Genomic DNA, 21,541 nt, shown 5'->3' with positions numbered 1-21,541 from the left:
GCATCTCGTTGACCGATAAGACGAATCTTCGGGAACTTTTTGACAAAACTAAATTTCAAAATGACAAAGAACGATTTGGGCTCAATGGGCCAGGTTTATTTGATTTTTAATAACGTCCCTTTTTTATGGGACACTAGTGACCTTTTTTTAAAGATAAATACAAGCTAAGTTTATTCCCGTATCTTATGCCATAGTATGAATATAGTTGTAGAAACATAAATAAACAACTTCAGACCAATTCTTCATTTTCACTTTCATTATCATCCCACATTCTTCTATATGCATCAACATAATATGCTGTAATTTCCGGGTTGATTGGATAATAGTAGCGACATAATCTCTTAAACAGAATTAGAATGCGATCATCACAAGCAAAGCTAAGTAAATCGTCCAATAGTTTATCTATGGTGCGAAAATCCGTACAATGAGTTTGAATGATGGTATCTACCTTTGGAATAAATGCCTGTTCCGCCATTTGATATATCTGATTAGAAGCCTCCGCAATCTTTTTGAAGTCTTCATAAAAATCCTCTGTGCATTCTTTTTCACCCATACTTGATAATTAATGTTCAAAAAAATACTCTCTCAGCTTTTCTACTCCCGCATTATATTTTGTTAGGTTCGTTTCCTTCAATTTAAAAATATTCTGCAATTTCCATTTGACAGAAGGGTATTCACTCAAGTTCCCGGCACAGCACTTATCCCATTCGGGAATGCCTTGTTCAAAAGAAATAAGAAATTCTCTATCTTCTTCAGTTATCAGTGAATTAACTTTCTCTATCAGTTCTTTTCGTGTTGCTTCATAATCTTCGTACGAAAACGGTATATCCGTCATTCCTTCAAACTGTCCTTGCAACGCATCCCGCTGGTCGATGGGATTGGGTTGCAGGGATTCGAGTATCGGTTTGTCGCTTCCCAATAAGCAAAGCATCAGGCCATCTTTCGCCTGATCGAGGGAGTCGAGCGGCATATATTTACAATCGAAAAGGTCGCGCGGATGCTGACGGCTTAGTGCTGCCGAAATCTTTCCTCCATATAATTGCGAAAACGAAACAATCCGAGCTTTGCATCCCATATTAAATTCCGCCTGAGCTTTCGTACAAAGTGTTTTGTCTTCTGTGGTTCCGATAATACCTCTCTTAGTTCCGTTCACCTCGATTTTTACAGTTGCTCCATCCTTAACACACAACAATTTCCATACATCGGGTTTGTGAGTAATCCGGATGCCTGGAATCGTTTTCTCAATCAACTGTTTCAGCTCAACCAGATGAGTATTGATAGCTTTCAGGCTTTCGTCCCGATTCTGAACGTTGATATAGGTGATATCTATATCAACGGAATAGCGGGGCATATTCTTATGAAACAGGTTGATAGCCGTTCCACCATGAACTGCAAAGTCCTGAATTCGATAGACGGAAGGCATTATTCTGATCAGCAGCGCCACTTGCTTTTTATACAACTCATTCATATTCGTACAACTCTTTGGGAACCGTTATTTTATATTTCGGCACATACGCACCGTTTTCCACCAACTTATGTTTGGCCGACCCTAATTCTATTCTATCAGTTTTAAGTAAACTGAACCAGTGATGCCTGGCTTTTTCAGCCATATAGAGAAACATCCGTTTGACTTTCAAGTTATCCGTACTTTCCAGTAATTCCTGTACGAGATCCGGACGAAGAGTCGTCAATTGTTCCATGATATAATACAGATCCATATACGAATACTGCTTCGGAGCCAGTAAGAGGCATTCCAGAAACGCCTGTTCGGGAACGGAAGCCTGTACATGGGGATAATCGGTATTAAATAGCTTCAATTGTGGCTTAGAAAATACCTCTGTCGTGAAGAATTTGAAAGAGTAATCAAAATCGTCGGTTTTCATCCAGTTGGGAACAGGTTCCTGTTTCGGATGTCCTACCATTAATACCGGCTTTCCCATCGGAACATAATGATTGAATCCCGCGAGTTCCAAAGCCGAATGAGCGGCTATATGGTAATGCTTTCCCAATTGACCGTTCCAACTTTCCAATATGGCAAAAGTGCGTAGTTTATCACCGGTACGATACATTACGCCCCGTGACAAAGTTTTCAACCATCCCGAATCCCGGTAGCTCTTCAACAATTGATCAGAGTAACCATTTTCTTTCAACCATGGAGAAAAATACAGTCCTCCGGGCTTATTTTTCTGCAATAGTAGGTTGAGTTTATTTCCTTCATCTATACCCATACTATATCTCAGGATAATATTTTCAACTGCAAAGATAATAGTTTTTCATAATACCCCAATATGGTTGAAAATCTTTCGTTGAAATACAATGATAGTTTATTTGGAGGATGATATCTTCAACTATACGCAACGAAAACATCTATTCCATCGCTTTCGGTTTGAACTATCCAGATTTCCCGGATAGTTGAATTTAGATTCGCTCACGCAATTTTGTCAATTCATTGGCATACAGTTGAGTGTTTTGCTTTTAGAAGGATTCACAAATAGAAAAAGAGGGAGCATCCTAACTTAATGGATAGTCCCTCTTTTGTATAATACAATTAAGCGTACTGGATAAGTTTCCATGTAACAGCTTTCCCATCATAGGGAGGCATTGTATTACCTTTGGCAATTGGAGCTGTTGTGGAAGGATTCCCAACAACTTTCCATATACCACTTTCAAGACATTTCTGTCCTGTTGAAGCTGTAGTACCTATTGGACTCATAAGCATTTGTTTTAGAACAATCTAAAATTATCCAGGAAAGATTACCCTGTCCTTTACTTGCTGGTGTAATAGGCAACCATTTCTTCATTGACTTAGTTTTATCTCCTATGACAAGCATTGCAACAATAATAGCAACCATCAACATTTGAATAGTATTCTTTTGCTTTTTTTACCGCATCTGCGCAATTGGAAAAGTATCCCAATCCTATTAAGTTGCTTGAGTGAGGAAGATAACTGCAAGTACTTTTGTGTACTTCATGCTCGCCGGTTGGCTGAGCGTTTTTGTTTACATAATAATAGTCCATAAATCTTTATTTTTTAAGTTTATGATACAAATGTAAAATACAACTATGCAGCCTATCTGCATAGCAATAAAAAACTCGCCAAATTTTCACTTGACGAGTTACGTTATATTGGTTCTTATGATTTATGCTGCCGCATTTTCATCTATCCGACGCAAAATAGTGAGGATTCTTGTTGTTTTTTCTTCATCGAACAAACCGGCAATGCCGTTGATTTCAACATTGTTAAATTCCATCTCTCGGTAGATCTGCATGATCCGCATACGGATGGTATCCAAACGGAAGTTTAACTCTTGGTCTTCCCGACTGTCCCCGATCACCTTTTCGGCGACAGTATTCCATTTCTTGAGGTCAACTCTTAGGCTAACAGATGTTTCACATCTTTACCCATTAATTGTAACACGCAAATAAACAGGACTTTTCCCATCTTTTGCGACCCGTGATGCCTTTACGACAAACAGGATTTTGAAGGTCATTCTTTTCATACATTTCAATTTTTAAAATGGTTCGAAATATACGAAATGCGGGGGGGGGGGCAATTTTCATTTTTGGGGAGTTGTCCCCGAATTTGTCCGTGAAAATTGCTCAAAGTCCCCTTTTTTGCACCCTCGGCCTAAAACAAAAATCCCTGTAAACGTCTAATTTACAGGGATTTTCTTATTTTTGCTTTATCTCTTGGCGGAGAGAGAGGGATTCGAACCCCCGGAAGCTCACACTTCAACGGTTTTCAAGACCGCCGCGATCGACCACTCTGCCATCTCTCCTTGCAATTTCTCTGAAAATGCGAGTGCAAAGGTAAAACTATTTTCGGAAAGAAAAAATAGCTATCTCACATTATTTTCACTGTACTTCAAAAAAATCAATTATTCATCGTATCTTTGCGTAAACTATCAATAAGTCATGTTATTTACGGAATTACCCCTATGCGATACTCTGCAGGAAGGCCTGCAGGCGATGAATTTTAAAGAAACTACTCCTGTACAGGAACAAGCAATTCCTGTCATCCTCGAGAAAAAGGATGTGATTGCCTGCGCCCAAACCGGTACAGGAAAGACTGCCGCTTTTTTGCTTCCCTTGCTGAATAACTTGCAGACCGATGCGCACGATGAAGGAAAGATCAACGCCATAGTGATGGCTCCCACACGGGAACTGGCACAACAGATAGACCAGCAGATGGAGGGATTCTCTTATTTCACCCCCTTCTCTTCGGTCGCGGTATATGGAGGTAATGACGGAGAGGCTTGGGATGTACAGAAAAGGGGACTGATGAGCGGTGCCGATGTGGTGATTGCCACCCCGGGAAGACTCTTGTCGCATATCAATCTCTATAACATCGATTTTTCGGGGATAAAATACTTTATCTTGGATGAGGCGGACAGGATGCTGGATATGGGATTTCATGACGATATCATGAAGATTGAAAAGTTGCTCCCGAAAGAACGGCAGACTATCATGTTCTCGGCTACCATGCCGCCCAAGATACAGCAGTTGGCAAAGAGTATACTACGAAATCCGGTCGATATTACCATCGCTATTTCCCGTCCACCGGAAACTATCCTGCAATCGGCTTATATCTGTCACGAAGGCCAGAAGATCAATATAGTAAAATTTCTCTTCAAAGAGAAAGCACCCAATAAGGTAATTCTCTTCTCAGGATCGAAACAGAAAGTGAAAGAGATCGCCAAGATATTAAGACATATGGGATTGTCGGCTGATGAGATGCATTCTGATCTCGACCAGACACAGCGCAATCATGTAATGCATGAATTCAAGAATGAGCGGGTGAATATTCTGGTAGCGACGGATATTGTCGCCCGCGGTATCGATATTGATGATATTTCCTTAGTAATCAACTTCGATGTGCCTTATGATGCGGAAGATTACGTACACCGTATCGGCCGTACTGCCCGTGCCGGTGATTCGGGTATGGCCATCACTTTCGTATCACCCGATGAACAGTACCGTTTCTCTAAAATAGAAGAGTTTCTTGGCAAAAAGATTTACCGTATTCCGGTACCCGCAGAATTGGGTGAGACCCCCGACTATAACCCTGTGCGTGACAACAGAAGAGGGGGATCCAGTCGTTCTTCAAAAGGAGGCGGGAAAAAGGGGAAGGGTTCAAATAAGAAAGGTGAAAAATTGTCCGGAGGAAAAAGTGAAATACCACATACTGAAGGCAACTCACAACAAAAAGAATTACCCAACCCGGGGAAAAAGCCGAAAGAAGGGCAAGCACCCCCGAAACAAAATGCGCACAAGAAACAGCATGGACCTAAAAGAGAAGGAACTCCCCAACAACCGGGAGCAAAACAAGGGATGTCCGGAGAAAGAGAACAGGGATTAAAGCGGGAACAAAGAAACTCTGAAAGGCTCCGTAAACCAAGACCTGCAAGGGATTCCAATTCTCCTGCAACAGAACCTTCAAGAAGAGAATCTTCTACAAGGAACTTCCCGGAAACAAAAAGAATGCCCACTCCTCAGACACCTGATCCGGCTCCGGCAGAACAGGCCACTGGTACAAAGAAATCAAAAAGATGGAGTTGGTGGCCGTTTAAGAAGTGATCACACCGCTTTTTGCTCCAACCGGATAATTTCCATCCCCCGAAGAATGGCCTCTTCATTCATTGGTAAAAGCTTATGATGCCGTTCCGGAAGAGATTTCTTCAGGCCTTCCATCACATTTTCCACTTCCACCATAGGGGATATCTTGAGCAAACCTCCCAAAACGATCATATTGAACACCTTGGTGTTGTTCATCTTCATCGACTCATCCATCGCGTTGATACGGAAAACGTTGATATCGCTCCGTTCCACCTTCTTGTGTATACCGTATCCATCATAGATCAACGCCCCACCCGGTTTCACCGCATCCTCAAATTTCTCCAATGAAGGCTGGTTCAGTACAATGGCTATATCATACTTGTTTACCACCGGCGAGCTGATAGGTTCATCTGAAATGATGACCGTCACATTGGCGGTACCACCCCGCTGCTCCGGTCCGTAAGCCGGGAACCACGATACTTCCTTATTTTCCATAATTCCCGAGTAGGCAAGGATCTTCCCCATCGAGAGTACACCCTGACCTCCAAAACCTGAAATAACTATCTCCTGTAACATGCTGTTTATTGCTTTAGATATTTTTCAAATCACCAATGGGGTACACCGGGAACATATTTTCTACCATCCAGTCGTTAGCCGCTGCCGGTGTCATTTTCCATCCGGCATTGCAGGTCGAGACGACTTCCACAATGGAGGTACCCTTCCCTGCCATGGCATTCTCAAAAGCCAGTTTGATCATCCGTCTTGTCTTTTTAACCGCCGCTGCCGTATGTACACTGGTGCGGGTAGCCAGACAAACGCCATCGAGCAATGCCAACATATCAAGGATTTTCAGAGGATTTCCCATCATTTGCACATCACGTCCGTCGGGACTGGTCGATGTTACCATATTACTTAGGGTGGTAGGCGCCATCTGACCACCGGTCATACCGTAAATACCATTATTGATAAAGATGATGGCTATATTCTCTCCACGATTGGCAGCATGAATAGTCTCTGCTGTCCCGATAGCGGCCAAATCTCCATCGCCCTGATAAGTAAATACCATCCTGTCGGGTAATAACCGCTTGACGGCTGTCGCCACCGCGGGGGCACGTCCGTGAGCAGCCTCCTGCCAATCGATATCAAGGTATTTATAGGCAAAAACGGCACATCCCACCGGCGCAACACCAATGGTCTTCTCCTGTAAGCCTAACTCTTTGATCACCTCTGCAATCACTTTATGCACCACCCCGTGCGAACACCCCGGGCAATAATGCATGTGATTGTCGTTCATCAACTCCGGCTTTGCATATACCAGATTTTCAGGACTTACTATATCGTTTGCATTCATATGATTGTTTTTTTGAATTTTGGACTAAGAACTAACTAAGGACTGAGAACTGAGAACTGAGAACTGAAAACTGAGAACTAAAAACTAAAAACTGAAAACTAAAAATAAGAAATTGGAAATTTGCTTTTAGCTCTTCACTATTAACTCTTCACTATTAATTCTTCACTATTAATTCTTCACTATTAACTCTTCACTTTTTACCAAATCTGAATATCAGATAGAACAGGATAGCCGCTCCACCAAAATACCAAGTAAGTTTCATATTCTGATTAGAGGAGAAATAGACTATTATCGTCCCCACAAAAGCGATCAGGAACAATATCATGAAAATATTTCTTATCTTGGGATCCATATTGTAGCATTTATCTATTTGACCACTTTTTCTTTTAAAGCTTCGAGTACATTGTCCGGAGTAGGTACGATCCCGCCCAGGCGTCCGTAATGTTCCACGGGTATTTTTCCTTCCACTGCAAGGCGCACATCCTCTACCATCTGGCCGGCATTCAGTTCTACAGTAAGCATACCCTTCACCTTGTCCGCATAGCTATGCAATATTCTGGTAGGGAAAGGCCATAGGGTAATGGGTCTGAGAAGTCCGACCCTGATTCCCTCTTCCCGCGCCATTTGAAGCGTTTTTAAGCAGATGCGGGCAGCAGATCCGAAAGCAACCAGCAGATAGTCGGCATCGTCACACTTCACCTCTTCATAAAGGACTTCATTTTCTTCCACGACACGATATTTCGCCTGGAAGCGTTCATTATTCTTTTCCATCAGCGCCGAATCGAGTTCAAGGGAAGTGATGATATTGGGTTCCCTGTCCGGTGTTTTTCCCAGGGTTGCCCATGGACATTGTTGCCTGACTTCTTCATCGGTCCGTCTGCGCCGGTATTCAGGAAGCCTTACCTTCTCCATCATCTGCCCGATCACCCCGTCGGTCAGTATCATGGCCGGATTTCGGTATTTAAACGCCAGGTCGAAGCCAAGTGCCACGAAATCGGCCATCTCCTGAACAGAATTGGGAGCAAGTGTAATCAACCTGTAATCACCATGTCCACCCCCTTTCACCGTCTGAAAATAATCGGCCTGTGAAGGCTGGATCGTTCCCAATCCCGGTCCTCCACGTTGCACGTTTACGATCAGGCAGGGTAACTCTCCTCCCGCCATATAGGAGATGCCTTCCTGCTTCAAACTGATCCCCGGACTGGAAGAGCTGGTCATGGCGTATTTGCCGCAAGCGGCGCCACCATACACCATATTGATGGCAGCCACCTCACTTTCGGCCTGCAACACCACCATTCCTGTCGTTTTCCAGGGAGCTGCCTCCATGAGAGTTTCTATTATTTCCGACTGGGGAGTGATGGGATAGCCGAAATAACCATCTACCCCGTAGCGGATGGCTGCATGGGCAATGGCTTCGTTTCCTTTCATCAAAGAAATTTCTTCTGACATAATATTAGTTTTGTTACTATTTTCTTTCGGAAAATGGTCATACCACCTTCTTCCGATAGACCGTTATACATCCTTCCGGACATACAAATCCACAGTTCGCGCATCCGATACAATCATCGGGACTCTTCATATAGGCATAATGATATCCGCGGTCATTCACTTCCCGTGGCTGTAAATCTAATGTATCGGTAGGACATGATACCACGCAGAGATTACAGCCTTTACAGCGACCGGTATTTACCTCTACATAACCCTTGACTTTTCCCATTATTAGATGTGGTTTTTAATTGTCTGTTACAAAAGTAACAGTTGTTTTTCAAGAACTCAATTTTTCTATGTTAATTTTTCTCCTTATGTGAATAATTGGTTATGCAATGGCGGGCAAATATCCAACTTTATAAAATGGATCAAAAAATATCGTCAGATGAATGGCATTGAAGATAGGCTACCTAACAGAGCGGAGTCAGGCTTTAATTGCAATACATTATAAAAAAGTGCTATTGTTGAGTAGAAACTTTATAAATACTTTTACTCAAAAGGGAATAAATCTCTTTTTTCAGCGGATCGTGTAATAATTCCAGGTGTTTTTGAATCACTTTTTCATCAAACCGGACGGCCGGTCCCGTTTGGGCAGTATGAGGATCCATCCCTGCGACTTTCTCTGCGGTTTCTGTGATCAAGGGGGTTAACAGGTGGAACGGGATATCCTCGTCGCCCATTATTTCCGACGCAAGCGCATACATGTGATTGGTAAAGTTACAGGCAAAAACTGCCGCAAGATGCAAGATACGCCGCTTATCACCGGGAAGGATATGCACATTTTCCGAAATCGTTTCCGCCACTTCTTTCAATCGTGCCACTGTTTCGAAACAATCCCCTTCCACAAAGAGCGGAATATTCCTGAAATTCACCTCCCTCTCCTTACTGAATGTCTGTAACGGATAAAGTACCCCTCTCTTCTTATGGGGAGAAAGCACTGAAACGGGTATACTACCGGCAGTATGCACCCATAAGCCGGTGGTTGGCGGCATTTGGGATACAATATCCGCCAGGACATCATCTTTTACTGAAAAAATATAAAGGTCGGCATCGCAACGAATTTCACCAATGTCATCAATCGGCCCGGCTCCCACCCTACCGGCGAGCAACTCCGCATTCTTCAGGGTCCGGCTGTATACTTGAACAACCTTGTGCCCGGCTTCTTTCATTGCCAACGCCATGCGGGTAGCCACATTTCCTGATCCGATAAAAACGACCTGCATACTACTTTCGACAATATTATCTCCCTTTTCCACCCTCTCCAACTATCTTAATCCCCACTTTTTCCACTCCACGTAACAGCTCTTCATCCATCCCGTGGCGAATTGCCAGTCGGTATTGGTGCATTGAATCCCGCGGAGTAGGGATAAAAGAGCGGTAAGGCAGGGACAACTGGTTCAACCCTCCGACGCCACCACCCAGCAATTTTCCGTGTTCATCGGCCAACAAAAGGCGAAGTGTATCGGTACATACAAGAGAATCAGTCAGATTTTGATCAATAATCAACCATAGGTCACGGTAAGGATACCTGCGATTGGTCGTCAGTTCCACCGTCACCATACATTCCGTACCGGAGGAATATCCCAAAGAATCCATCGTGAAAACAAGCACAGAATCCCGGCACCACTTTCCGCCCTCAAGATGATGAAACCGGGAATAGACCTCTTTCCCCGAGCAGGAGGCAAAAATAGCGAAAAGCAGACCGGTAAATACTAAAAAGATATTACTCATTGTTCTCACCCGGAGATCTTCTGTTTCTGGATTTTCTGTTTTCCGATAAATTATCAGGACGGTTTTTACGGGGTTTCCTCCTTCTTCTGGCCTGATTATCACCACGGTTATCAAAACGGGTAATACTTTGATCTCCAAGAATATCTCCAAGATACGCCTCATTACTACCCGATTTCTCCTCTGTTTCCACCGACAGCTTCAGCGGTTTCTCCCCTTGCTTATTCATTCGGATAATCTCGAATACACGGTCTTTAGAAACAGTCACCAGATTGACTCCGTTGTTCTTATCTGAAGAATAGGTGATTTTACCCGCAAAAACATCCGTCTTGAAATGGTAATAGCTGCCATCTTTCGTTTCGAGAACGATCTCGCGCGAAGGCAATGCCCGTTGCGCCTCCACATAAGCATCTACCTCATAGTTCATGCAACATTTCAGTTTTCCGCATTGTCCGGCCAGTTTCTGGGGGTTAATGGAGATATCCTGGCATCTGGCAGCAGAGGTAGAGACCGATACAAAACTCGACATCCAGGAACTGCAACAGAGTTCTCCCCCGCAGGGGCCAATGCCGCCAATTCGACCCGCTTCCTGGCGTGCGCCTATCTGCTTCATTTCAATTTTCACCCTGAATTCCGCTGCCAGCACTTTGATCAGTTGACGAAAATCAACCCTTTCGTCCGCAATGTAATAGAAGATAGCTTTGTTTCCATCGCCCTGGTATTCCACATCGCCGATCTTCATCTTCAACCCCAGTTCTTCGGCTATCTCTCTGGAACGGATCATAGTGGACTGTTCACGCGCTTTTGCCTGTTCATATTTCTCCAGATCAGCAGGGCGCGCTATCCGGTAGATCCGCTTCAGCCCGCCATTGGCGTCATCCCTGAAGTTGTTCTTTTTCATCTGCAACTCCACCAGCTTTCCGGTCAGCGTCACAGTACCTATGTCATGTCCCGGGAATGCTTCCACAGCCACGATATCGCCCAACTCGAGTTGAAGGTCGTTACTATTGATATAATAACCCTTACGGGTATTCTTGAACTGCACCTCCACCATCTTAGTGGCTTTCTGCAATTCAGGGAAGTCGTGTAACCAGTCGTAGACGTGGAGTTTATTATTGTGGCGGGTGCATCCCCGGCAACTTTTCGTGTTTCGTACGGTTGTCGCACTCAATGGTGTGATATCCGCCATTTTGTCTGCTAATTGTTCTTTGTCCATATATATTAAATCGTCCTGCCGCACCCGGCAGACGAGGCTTGTAAAAAATTATTAAGTAAAACAGAGTGCAAGTTACAAAATTATTTTCTTAAAAACATGGTCACTTTCAGACAAAGATCGAGGAAAATAATTTTTGCGTTGCCATTTTGTTCAATCTGACGGTAAGCGAGAGAGAACTCATCACTTAACGCCTCTATATTTTTTTCATTGATGAAAGGGGCAAACCGTTCACCGAATTGCCATTCGTCGCCATTCAGATAGACCATTTCCGGTTCATGGAGGTTACTCACAAAATATTCCCTGAATAGCTTTAGCGAATAAAGCAGGAAACTTTTCTGCATCTCCCGTCCGATGCCTGCTATTTCGCTGGCGATCTCCTTTATAGCTTTGATTTTACCGGAAAAGGCATTCCGCATCATCTGCCTGAACAATTCAAAAAAATAGTCGGTATGTTCCGATGCCTGTATGATCTCGACTGCCTTGGTGAAACTACCGTTAGCTATATGGGCTGTAGAATGTGCTTTTTCCGCATTCAATCCGAATTTCTGCCGCAGCGCTCCCTCCATCTCCTCTTTTTCTATGGCCCGGATATGTAATGGCTGGCATCGTGACCAGATGGTCTGCAACACATTTTCCCTGTCTTCCGAAACAAGGAGAAAGACCGTATTTTCCGGAGGCTCTTCTACCAACTTCAACAGTTTATTCGCACAGGCCTCATGCATCTTCTCCGGCAGCCATACAACCATGATCTTGTAAGGCGCTTCATACACTTTAAGATTGAGCTTCCGGATGATCTCGTCGCTCTCTTTCGAATAGATGATCCCCTGCGCATTTTGCGCGTCAATAAAGTTGAGCCAGTCATTAAGATTGAAATAGTGGTGTTGCAACAGGAACTCACGCCATTCAGGTAAATACTGGTCGCTCACTTTTGATTTCACCACCGGAAAAACAAAATGGAGATCGGGATGAGCCAACTTATCAAACTTATGGCATGAAGGACATTCGCCACAAGCGTCCTCAGCCCCACGGTTGCTGCAATTCAGATATCTGGCATATGCAATAGCCAAAGGCAATTTCCCCACTCCTTCCGGGCCGTAAAAGATACGGGCATGCGGAATGAAACCCTGGCACACCGAATTAATCAGGTGTTCTTTTACGTCGTGGAGCCCTATGACATCGCGAAAATACATCAATATATCTCCTTTGCTACCCGGCGAACGCTTTCGGTAGCCATCAATGAATAGAAATGGATACTTGGCACATTATTCCGGATCAACTCTTTACACTGCCCGATACACCATTCCACACCCACTTCTTTCGCGTCCTCATCGTCTTTACATTTGCGAAGCGCGGCAGCCAGCTCTTCGGGAATATCGGATCTGAAAATGCGGGGTAATGCCGTAAGCTGGTTCTTCAGATGGATCGGTTTGATCCCCGGAATGATCGGTACAGTAATCCCGGCTTCACGACAACGTCTCACGAACTCAAAATATTTACTGTTATCGAAAAACATCTGGGTTACAAGATATTCTGCACCGTTATCTACCTTCATTCTGGTATAATAAATCTCCGACTCCATATTGGGCGACTCTTCATGTTTTTCGGGATAACAAGCCATGCCGTAAGAGAAAGGCTCTTCGGGGGGAGTGAACGAGGATCCGTCGAACGTAATTCCTTTATTGAAGTTATTCACCTGTTCCTGAAGACCGGTAGCATGAGGATGGCAGTCCATTTTCCGTTGGTCGGCATCCAGCTTCTTACTATCGCCTCTCAATACCAACAGGTCGGTAACCCCCAGAAAAGAGAGGTCAATCAACGCATACTCGGTTTCTTCCTTTGAAAAACCCTGTGAAATAATGTGGGGAACGGCCCTTATTCCATATTTGTTTTGTATGGCAGCAGCAATAGCTACCGAACCGGGACGCCTCCGCACGTTCACTTTCCGGTAAGTACCGTTTTCATCTTCCCTGTAGATACTTTCGCTGTGGTGAGTTGTAATATTGATATATTTCGGGTCGAACTCTTTCAAACGATCTATTGAATTATATACCTGCTGTATACTGTTTCCCTTCAGTGGGGGCAACAGTTCGAACGAAAAAGCAGTCTTCCCTGTATTATTGATTAATTCCGAAACGCTCATTTTCTTAGAATAAAGAGTAAAAAGTAAAGAGTAAAGATATTTTTATCAAACTCATGTAATAAAGCCCGTCTTCACTATACCATCCAAACTATTTAAAAATAGCCCTGACCACATCCATACCGTTGGCATATAGCACCAGGCCCAGAAGCAGGATCATCCCGGCTACCTGGGCATATTCCATAAATTTCTCGTTGGGTTTGCGTCGTGTGATAACCTCGTAAATAAGGAACATCACGTGGCCTCCATCAAGCGCGGGTATGGGTAAGATATTCATAAAGGCGAGGATCACCGACAGGAACGCGGTCATCATCCAGAAAGCCTGCCAGTTCCACTGTGCAGGGAAGAGATTTCCAATCGCTCCGAATCCACCTAAAGATGAGGCGCCTGCCTTGGTAAACACATATTTAAACTGAGCCACATAATCTTTCAATGTCTGTATGCCTAATCTGATCCCTGCCGGGAAGGATTCAAAGAAGCCATACTTAAGCGTGACGGTCTGATAGACCTGGTACACACCCATCGCATAAAAGCCTAAAGTACCTGCCGAATCCACCCCGACAGCTGCTGATTGCAGCGATCCGTTCCGGTAATAATCGAGGGTAATCTGCTGGTTACGGCTATTATCCAGAACCTCCCGGAGGTCACTGAATGCCGGGGTAGCTATTCCATTTACCCCCACAATACTATCGCCGGCAACTAATCCCGCCCTTTGGGCAGCACTTCCTTCCATCGTCTCATACACCACGGCAGGAACCCTGTAGGCAGCAAACCCCTCTTTATCTTTCAGCAGGTTCTCCATCAGTCCTTCCTGCATGGTCAATTTCACTTCTTGGCCGTCACGTAATACGGTCACCTTTTCGGCATCGGCCACATCGAGTAGTGTACGCACGCCGAAACGATCCAGTTCCTTATTATCTGCCCTGAGTAAAATGTCCCCATCCTGAAATCCGGCCCGGTGTGCAGCCTGACTGAACTCCATCCCCTGCGACACATTCTTTAGGGGTAGATAAGTGTCATTCCAGGTGAAAAGCACCATGGAATAGATAAAAAATGCCAGTAAGAGGTTGAACAGTACGCCGGCCACCATCACCATCAGACGCTGTCCGGCGGGTTTGGAGCGAAACTCCCAGGGTTGCGGGGGTTGTGCCATCTGCTCTTTGTCCATCGACTCATCGATCATGCCGGCTATTTTCACATAACCGCCCAGAGGCAACCAACCGACACCGTATTCGGTGTGGCTGTTCTTAGGTTTGTAACGGAAGAGCGCGAATCCGGCATCAAAGAAAAGATAGAATTTCTCTACCCGTATCTTGAACATCCTCGCGAAAATATAATGTCCGAACTCGTGTACAATCACCAGTATCGACAAACTCAAAATGAGTTGTAACGCCTTAATTAAAAATGTCTCCATTCAGTTTATCATCACACACCTCATTCGGTGGGTTGCTTTTATCAATTAGTAAATTCTGTTATTTGTTCTCTTACAATCGCTCTTGCTATTTCCCTTGCTTCGGCATCTGTTTGCAGGTAGTCGTCCAACGACGGTGATTGTACGACTGACGCTTTCTGCATGGTTTTTTCTATCAAACGGCTCATTTGCATATAGCCGATTTTTTCCTCTAAAAACAATTCCACCGCCACCTCATTCGCGGCATTCAATATACAGGGCATATTGCCTCCCACGGAAATCGCCTCATACGCATATAAAAGGCCGGGAAATCTCCCGGTGTCGGGTGCCTCAAATGTCAGCTGTGATAACTCCATAAAGTTCAATGGTTTCACATCCGACTTCAACCGGGCAGGATACGAAAAGGCATGTTGGATAGGCATCCGCATGTCGGGATTCCCCAATTGGGCCATTACAGAGTGGTCTTCAAACTGCACCATGGAGTGAATGATCGACTGAGGATGTATGAGTACTTCTATCTGTGACGGATCCACTCCAAACAGCCATTTTGCCTCGATCATCTCCAATCCCTTATTGATAAGGGTAGAGGAATCGATGGTCACTTTCTCACCCATATGCCAGTTAGGGTGGGCCAACGCCTCTTTCCGGGTGACATATCGCAACCGCTCTTTTGAGAAAGTGCGGAAAGGTCCTCCCGAAGCGGTAAGTAATATTTTTTCTATCTTATTATCACCCTCACCGTTCAAACACTGGAAGATAGCCGAATGTTCCGAATCAACCGGTAAGATCGGCGTTCTATGCCTGAGAGCCAGCGAAGTGATCAACTCCCCGGCTACGACCAATGTCTCCTTATTGGCCAGCGCAATAGTCTTCCCGGCCTTTATCGCATTTATAGTAGGTTGCAGGCCCGAAAAACCGACCATCGCCGTAAGCACCATATCGACCGGTTCATCCTGTACCACCTGCCCGATGGCCTTGCTTCCACACCACACCTTGATGGGCAAGTCATTTAACGCATCTTTTAATTGTTCATATTTCGATTCGTTGGCAATCACCACTACTTCGGGGAGATATTTCCTCGCCTGCTCTATAAGCAACTCAACCCGGTTGTTGGCAACCAGGGCATAAACCCCGAACCGTTCACTGTGGCAGGATATAACATCCAGCGCCTGCGTCCCGATCGAACCGGTAGAACCTAAAATCGCAATATTTCGTTTTACACCTTCCATTTTACTCTTCAATCAGCCCATCCGGTAGAAACATCTCTATCAGATTTCCCTCCTCATCGATAGCCTCTATAAAATCTTCGGTAGCCGGGATCAGATATTCCTTTTCATCATTTTTCACAACAAAGAGTACGTTCATAGTGGAGTTATCCACCTCCTCTATGACGCCTAATCTTACTCCATGCTGATCAATGACGGTGAAACCTGTAAAGTAATCCCAATCGGACATCACTTTTTCTGCCCGGGATTTCACCAGTTCACGTGGAAGATAAATATCCATGTTGACATATCGTGCCGCCGCTCTCTCATCGTCGACATCCTCGAACTTCACCCTGGCTGTAACATCGGTTGAATAAGTAAACTCTTCCACAAAAAAAGGGACGGGAATACCTTCTATCTCCAGAAAATAGTATTCTGTATCTATATCGGCATACTCAGCCTTACGGAACCGGATAATAATTTCACCCTTTATCCCGTAAGGTTTCTGTGTACTTCCCACCAGAAGGATATCTTTCCCGGAAATCACTCTTTTTTATTTTCTACGTTGAGACTTGATATTTTTCAATTTGTCCCGACTGGCATTTACTTTCACCTCGGGAATCACATACTCTTCGGCTTCGATCTTTATTTTGCCATCCGACAATGCATACAGATCATGAAATATCTTCCGGTCGTCCGCCTCTTTGTTCCATTGCGAATAGGAGCGCTTCATCTGGCTAAGTAACAACTTCACCAGGTAATTTTTCTTTTCAACCTCCTCCATATTGGCAGCAATCTTGATCATCCTTTCCATGATCTTCCCATAATGGCGGTATTGCATTGTGGGCCGGCTATAATCGAGATGTCCCGGGGGAGTATTCAATTCCTCCGGGGTAATCACCTCATAGGGATACTCAATATCGAGCTTAAAATCCGACATAATGGCCAGATGATCCCACAAAATATGTTTGAAATTGTTGACATCACGAAGGTGGGGAAACATACTCCCCATAATATCAATTACAGTATTGGCACATTTCTTCCGTTCTTCGGCATCTTCAATGCCCACGCAATGATCTACCATATTCTGGATGTTGCGTCCATATTCCGGCAGTGTCAGCCTTTTCATTTGTGTATTGTATTGCATATTCAGTTGTTATTCAATTGTTGTTCGGTTGTTATTCAGTTGTTATTCAATTGTTATTCGGTTGTTATTCAGTTGTTATTCAATTGTTATGCGGTTGTTATTGAATAACGCGTCACCTAAGTTTAAGAATATCTCCCTCTTCAGGGACATATTCATAGTTCTTCTTATTGAGCCGGTATAAATTGCGTAATTGAATACCGTACTTTTGTGAAATACTATACATAGATTCGCCTACCTGAACCGTATGAAAATCATACGGTTTATCGGCCCGCTTTTTTTTCTTCTGGAAATAGACGATATCCCCTTCACTTAAGGGGAAATCTTCGGGGACTTCGTTGAATTTCAACAGGTCTTTTTCCTTAAATGCGAACTCCCTGGCGATATTTCCGAAAGTATCACCATCAACAGCAATCACATATACCAGTCCATGTGTGATGTAGGGTTGATGCGTCCAGGTTACCTGTGCCGTTTCTCTTTCGCGTTGCTGATTCCGCTCCTTGCGGCTGACCCCCTTACGGTATTTCGGATCGTCGAAACGATACAGTTCATAATCTTCTATCAGCTTGATCAATTTATTGGCATAAGCCCTATCGGTAGCATAACCCGATTTTTGCAGTCCCCTCGCCCATCCCTTATAATCAGTGATGGAGAGATTGAATAAAGCTTTATAACGACTGCTATAAGCCAAAAACTCAGAATGATCCTGATAAGAATCCTCTACGTTTTTATACTTTCGAAAGCAATCGTTGGGGGTATCGTCGGCAGCATATACCTTTCCTCCGCTCCATCCGCGATGACATTTGATCCCGAAATGGTTGTTGGAACGGCGGGCCAGATCACTCATTCCTGCTCCTGATTCGAGGATTCCCTGCGCGAGTGTAATAGATGCAGGTATTTTATATTTCTCCATGTGTTTTACTGCCAAATCACTGTATTTGTGAATATAATTCTCATACGTGCTCACCCGGACCTGTGCTGACAGATGATGAGCAGGGACAAATAAAAAGGAGAATATAACAACGAGCGGTAAAATATGACTATATTTGTGAAACAAATTCTGCATTATGAAAGAAATCAATTTAGTCACAAAGATAGCTGTTTATCCGTTAGCGGAATGCTCCGAAATTGAAAAAAAACTTATAGAGGCAGCAAAAGAAGCCACAAAAAAAGCATATGCCCCCTATTCGGGGTTCAAAGTAGGCGCTGCCGTATTGTTGGAAAACGGTGAAATCATTTCCGGCAACAATCAGGAAAACGCCGCTTATCCGTCGGGATTATGTGCTGAACGTACCACGGTCTTTTTCGCCAATGCCACCTTTCCCGATCAGAAAATTGAAGCCCTCGCTGTCGCCGCCTGGCATAAAGACCGATTCACCAACGAAGTGATCACTCCCTGCGGCGGTTGCCGCCAGGTACTGTTAGAAACGGAAAACCGCTTCAATGCGCCTATGAAGATATTGATGTATGGCAACGAAGCCGTTTATATGCTTGAAAGTGCAAAAGATCTGCTACCACTCAGTTTCGGAGACGAGATGTTAAAATGACGCTTCATACAATGTCACCAGATACCACTTCTTATCAATCAGCATGAAATAGTAATCGGCGTAAATGCCATTATTGATCCCTCGAATCTCCACCACCGCCGTATCTTTCCCATAGCGCACCCCTTGGTAATATTGATCATAGGGTCGTGTCAGAAAAGTACTGTCATAGGTAAGATCAAGCGGTTCCCATTCGTATCTCCCAATCGTTTCCTCTATGGGAGCCATTCCTTCATGTTCATTATCAGGGACAATCACGTTGATGGGAAATTTGATCCGCTCCAGCTGGAAAGACTCCTGGGTACTGAACTTACGAATAAACTGATCGAAATTCTCCTCTCCGGAGATAACTTCCTGCCCGCTGTCTTCCCTGCTGGCCTCCGTTTCAGCTTTTCCTTTACCCGCCATACGACCCTTCTTTTCCGTAGCCTCCGTGCAGGAGAAAAGGATAAAGGCCAGTACGCAGAAAAAGATATGATTCGAAATTTTCATCGCCGGGTAGACATCTATATTTATTATACAAAGGTATAAAAATTAAGGTGATAATCAAGCAGTAATTCCACTATTTTTATTTCCTGCCACATCTGCAGAGAGTAAAAGAAAATATCCTTATCTTTGCTTTTAATAAAAAAGGGTATTGAATGGATCTTCAAACGAAAATAAGCCATTTGTTTTCTGTACAACAGGCAGATTGGGAACAGTTAAGAAATGGCATTTTACAAATGGATAAACTGCAGGAGAAAGAGTTTACATGGGGCGGTGATTACCGGGTAAGGCTGCAGTTCAATCCTGCACGGATAATCTCCACTGCAGCGGCAATCAGCCAGAAGGCGATTGAAGAACGGCCCTGCTTCCTCTGTGAGGTGAACCGTCCTGCCCAGCAAGAGGGAATTCCCTTTATGGATAAATATATTATCCTCTGCAATCCGTTTCCCATCCTCAGCAATCATATCACAATCCCTCTCCACTCGCATGTACCACAACGGATCCGTAAAAAAATGGAAGATATGCTTACATTAGCGGAACAACTCCCTGATTACCTGATTTTCTACAACGGTCCCAAATGCGGTGCATCCGCACCCGATCATTTCCATTTACAGGCGGGACTTAAACTTCCCTTGTTAATGCAGGGCGATAACGAACTTCGTTCATGCCTGCAAATCGAAAGTGAAGACAAGAACGAAGCACAAGGGCTTTTTGAGGATGTATATCAATACCTTCATCATCTTCAACCTGAAGAGGTGGAACCTATGATGAATATAATCGCTTTTACAGAGGATAACAAATATAAACTCCATATTTTCCCGCGTAAGGCACACCGTCCGGGACATTATTACGAAAAAGGGGAGAAACAGCTACTCATCAGCCCCGGTGCACTGGATATGGCCGGACTGATGATCTGTGTAAGGGAAGAGGATTTTGAAAAAATCAGTAAACATGACATTGAAGATATTTATTCGCAGGTATCTATGCCTGTTATTTGAAACATTTTCCTGCCATCACATTACAAAATTATCCCAATAATGGAAAAGTCAGAAATTATTTTACTCAACATCAACGGAGAAGATAAGCCGGGCCTAACCGCCGCCCTCACCGAAATCCTGGCACGTCACGATGCTTTTATTCTTGACGTCGGGCAATCGGATATCCACAGGAACCTGTCATTAGGAATTCTATTCAGGTCGAAAACCCATATTTCCGGCGAAATAATGAAAGACCTGCTCTTCAAAGCCTACGAGATGGATGTGAATATCCGTTTCACACCTATTCCGGATGAAGAATACTCCAACTGGGTAGGATTACAGGGGAAGAACCGGTATATCATCACACTATTGGGTAGGATACTTACCGCTAAACAGATTGCCGCCGTCTCCAAAATTATCGCTGAGCAAAATCTCAATATCGACAATATGGTACGCCTGACCGGCCGCATCCCACTTGATGAGAAGCAGAGGGCAGCACAGTCGTGCGTGGAACTATCGGTAAGGGGCACCCCGGTTGACCGCCAACAGATGCAGCAAGCGTTTTTGGAACTCACGTCCTCACTCAACTTCGATATCTCTTTTCAGGAAGAGAGTATGTTCAGGCGCATGCGCCGGCTTATATGCTTCGATATGGACTCCACCCTCATCCAAACGGAGGTGATCGACGAACTGGCAGAAAGAGCGGGCGTGGGTAAGGAGGTGAAAGCTATCACAGAGATGGCAATGCAGGGTGAAATTGACTTCAATGAGAGCTTCCGGCAACGGGTGAAATTACTGAAAGGGCTGGATGTTTGCGTCATGAAAGAAATTGCGGAGAATCTTCCGATCACCGAAGGTGTAGACCGACTGGTAAAAGTATTACAGAAAGTAGGATTCAAAACCGCCATATTGTCAGGCGGATTCACTTACTTCGGCAACTATCTGAAAGATAAATTCGGATTCGACTATATGTATGCCAATGAGTTGGAAATTGAAAATGGGAAGCTCACCGGAAACTATCTGGGAGATATTGTAGATGGGAAGCGCAAGGCGGAATTATTGAGGCTCATAGCACAAGTCGAAAGGATCGACTTACGTCAGACAGTGGCCGTCGGTGACGGGGCCAACGACCTTCCCATGCTGGGAATAGCCGGGTTGGGTATCGCTTTCCACGCCAAACCAAAAGTAAAACGAAACGCAGGACAATCGCTTTCCACGGTAGGTATTGACGGCATCCTCTATTTCCTTGGATACAAGGACTCGATGCTCGACAGCGAAATTATCAACAGTTAAACAGG

The 21,541-nt window shown here is 44.4% G+C and carries 22 protein-coding genes, 1 tRNA gene and 3 pseudogenes; 5 read left to right on the top strand and 21 right to left on the bottom strand.

From position 1 onward, the window contains the following. Positions 1–110 (top strand): annotated as a pseudogene (locus ABV001_RS13110) (IS4 family transposase); the annotation flags it as partial. Positions 111–229: 119 nt separating this feature from the next. Here ABV001_RS13110 and ABV001_RS13105 read toward each other — a convergent pair. From ABV001_RS13105 to ABV001_RS13085, 5 genes are all read right to left on the bottom strand, one after another. Further along, positions 230–553: a hypothetical protein gene (locus ABV001_RS13105; RefSeq protein WP_352423217.1), complete on the bottom strand. Its 324-nt coding sequence runs from the start codon at positions 551–553 to the stop codon at positions 230–232. 9 nt (positions 554–562) lie between these two features. After that, entirely contained in the window at positions 563–1,468 is a 906-nt protein-coding gene (locus ABV001_RS13100) for a nucleotidyl transferase AbiEii/AbiGii toxin family protein (RefSeq protein WP_352423216.1), read from the bottom strand. After that, positions 1,461–2,228 carry a type IV toxin-antitoxin system AbiEi family antitoxin domain-containing protein gene (locus tag ABV001_RS13095; protein WP_352423215.1) on the bottom strand — a complete coding sequence of 256 codons (768 nt, stop codon included), beginning with the start codon at positions 2,226–2,228 and terminating at the stop codon, positions 1,461–1,463. The genes ABV001_RS13100 and ABV001_RS13095 overlap by 8 nt, the downstream gene beginning before the upstream one ends. Positions 2,229–3,140: 912 nt before the next feature. Continuing rightward, complete coding sequence (locus ABV001_RS13090) at positions 3,141–3,335, bottom strand: hypothetical protein (RefSeq protein ID WP_352423214.1); 195 nt, start codon at positions 3,333–3,335, stop codon at positions 3,141–3,143. 356 nt (positions 3,336–3,691) lie between these two features. Next, positions 3,692–3,779, bottom strand: a tRNA-Ser gene (locus tag ABV001_RS13085). 136 nt (positions 3,780–3,915) lie between these two features. Here ABV001_RS13085 and ABV001_RS13080 point away from each other — a divergent pair. Continuing rightward, positions 3,916–5,163 (top strand): annotated as a pseudogene (locus ABV001_RS13080) (DEAD/DEAH box helicase); the annotation flags it as partial. Between the two features lie 414 nt (positions 5,164–5,577). On the opposite strand, the gene ABV001_RS13075 reads toward ABV001_RS13080, so the two are convergent. The 15 genes and pseudogenes from ABV001_RS13075 to ABV001_RS13005 all read right to left on the bottom strand — a co-directional run bounded on the left by ABV001_RS13075 (position 5,578) and on the right by ABV001_RS13005 (position 18,302). Then, the gene (locus ABV001_RS13075; protein ID WP_352423213.1) at positions 5,578–6,132 is read right to left on the bottom strand and encodes a 2-oxoacid:ferredoxin oxidoreductase subunit gamma family protein; all 555 of its coding nucleotides are present in this window, start codon (positions 6,130–6,132) and stop codon (positions 5,578–5,580) included. A gap of 13 nt (positions 6,133–6,145) precedes the next feature. Further along, positions 6,146–6,907, bottom strand: coding sequence for a thiamine pyrophosphate-dependent enzyme (locus tag ABV001_RS13070; RefSeq protein WP_323426052.1), 762 nt, complete (start codon positions 6,905–6,907; stop codon positions 6,146–6,148). Between the two features lie 190 nt (positions 6,908–7,097). Then, on the bottom strand, positions 7,098–7,259 hold the full coding sequence (locus ABV001_RS13065; protein WP_352423212.1) for a hypothetical protein: 162 nt from the start codon (positions 7,257–7,259) through the stop codon (positions 7,098–7,100). Between the two features lie 14 nt (positions 7,260–7,273). Then, entirely contained in the window at positions 7,274–8,356 is a 1,083-nt protein-coding gene (locus ABV001_RS13060; RefSeq protein WP_352423211.1) for a 3-methyl-2-oxobutanoate dehydrogenase subunit VorB, read from the bottom strand. 37 nt (positions 8,357–8,393) lie between these two features. Then, positions 8,394–8,624 (bottom strand): 4Fe-4S dicluster domain-containing protein, encoded by a 231-nt coding sequence (locus ABV001_RS13055; protein ID WP_323426055.1) that lies wholly within the window; start codon positions 8,622–8,624, stop codon positions 8,394–8,396. A 229-nt stretch (positions 8,625–8,853) separates the two neighbouring features. Beyond that, the gene (locus tag ABV001_RS13050; protein WP_352423220.1) at positions 8,854–9,618 is read right to left on the bottom strand and encodes a Rossmann-like and DUF2520 domain-containing protein; all 765 of its coding nucleotides are present in this window, start codon (positions 9,616–9,618) and stop codon (positions 8,854–8,856) included. 16 nt (positions 9,619–9,634) lie between these two features. Then, positions 9,635–10,126, bottom strand: coding sequence for a gliding motility lipoprotein GldH (gene gldH / locus ABV001_RS13045; protein ID WP_352423210.1), 492 nt, complete (start codon positions 10,124–10,126; stop codon positions 9,635–9,637). A gap of 1 nt (position 10,127) precedes the next feature. Beyond that, positions 10,128–11,312 (bottom strand): annotated as a pseudogene (locus ABV001_RS13040) (PSP1 domain-containing protein); the annotation flags it as partial. Between the two features lie 107 nt (positions 11,313–11,419). Then, a complete protein-coding gene (locus ABV001_RS13035) occupies positions 11,420–12,529 on the bottom strand; it encodes a DNA polymerase III subunit (protein WP_323426058.1) in 1,110 nt (369 codons plus the stop codon). Then, positions 12,529–13,479 carry a methylenetetrahydrofolate reductase gene (locus ABV001_RS13030; RefSeq protein WP_352423209.1) on the bottom strand — a complete coding sequence of 317 codons (951 nt, stop codon included), beginning with the start codon at positions 13,477–13,479 and terminating at the stop codon, positions 12,529–12,531. Before ABV001_RS13030 ends, ABV001_RS13035 begins: the two co-directional genes overlap by 1 nt. 88 nt (positions 13,480–13,567) lie before the next feature. Further along, on the bottom strand, positions 13,568–14,890 hold the full coding sequence (rseP, locus tag ABV001_RS13025) for an RIP metalloprotease RseP (RefSeq protein WP_352423208.1): 1,323 nt from the start codon (positions 14,888–14,890) through the stop codon (positions 13,568–13,570). A gap of 41 nt (positions 14,891–14,931) precedes the next feature. Continuing rightward, positions 14,932–16,116: a 1-deoxy-D-xylulose-5-phosphate reductoisomerase gene (locus ABV001_RS13020; protein WP_352423207.1), complete on the bottom strand. Its 1,185-nt coding sequence runs from the start codon at positions 16,114–16,116 to the stop codon at positions 14,932–14,934. Between the two features lies 1 nt (position 16,117). Then, positions 16,118–16,639, bottom strand: a complete 522-nt coding sequence (rimM, locus tag ABV001_RS13015; protein WP_352423206.1) for a ribosome maturation factor RimM — start codon at positions 16,637–16,639, stop codon at positions 16,118–16,120. A gap of 6 nt (positions 16,640–16,645) precedes the next feature. Beyond that, positions 16,646–17,239: a DUF4290 domain-containing protein gene (locus tag ABV001_RS13010; protein ID WP_323426063.1), complete on the bottom strand. Its 594-nt coding sequence runs from the start codon at positions 17,237–17,239 to the stop codon at positions 16,646–16,648. 112 nt (positions 17,240–17,351) lie between these two features. Next, positions 17,352–18,302 carry a glucosaminidase domain-containing protein gene (locus ABV001_RS13005; RefSeq protein WP_352423205.1) on the bottom strand — a complete coding sequence of 317 codons (951 nt, stop codon included), beginning with the start codon at positions 18,300–18,302 and terminating at the stop codon, positions 17,352–17,354. 1 nt (position 18,303) lies between these two features. Between ABV001_RS13005 and cdd the strand changes: the two genes are divergently transcribed. Then, entirely contained in the window at positions 18,304–18,783 is a 480-nt protein-coding gene (gene cdd / locus ABV001_RS13000; RefSeq protein ID WP_352423204.1) for a cytidine deaminase, read from the top strand. Here the strand turns inward: cdd and ABV001_RS12995 are convergent. After that, positions 18,775–19,272, bottom strand: a complete 498-nt coding sequence (locus ABV001_RS12995; protein WP_352423203.1) for a DUF4348 domain-containing protein — start codon at positions 19,270–19,272, stop codon at positions 18,775–18,777. The two genes, cdd and ABV001_RS12995, sit on opposite strands and share 9 nt — an antisense overlap. A gap of 149 nt (positions 19,273–19,421) precedes the next feature. Here ABV001_RS12995 and ABV001_RS12990 point away from each other — a divergent pair, with 149 nt between their 5' ends. Both ABV001_RS12990 and serB read left to right on the top strand, forming a co-directional pair. Further along, positions 19,422–20,264, top strand: a complete 843-nt coding sequence (locus ABV001_RS12990; protein WP_352423202.1) for a DUF4922 domain-containing protein — start codon at positions 19,422–19,424, stop codon at positions 20,262–20,264. Between the two features lie 39 nt (positions 20,265–20,303). Continuing rightward, positions 20,304–21,536, top strand: coding sequence for a phosphoserine phosphatase SerB (gene serB / locus ABV001_RS12985; RefSeq protein ID WP_502929890.1), 1,233 nt, complete (start codon positions 20,304–20,306; stop codon positions 21,534–21,536). Positions 21,537–21,541: the final 5 nt, after the last annotated feature.

The organism is Proteiniphilum sp., assembly GCF_040307845.1.
Lineage (GTDB): Bacteria > Bacteroidota > Bacteroidia > Bacteroidales > Dysgonomonadaceae > Proteiniphilum.
This window is presented reverse-complemented; position numbering and strand designations above follow the sequence as displayed.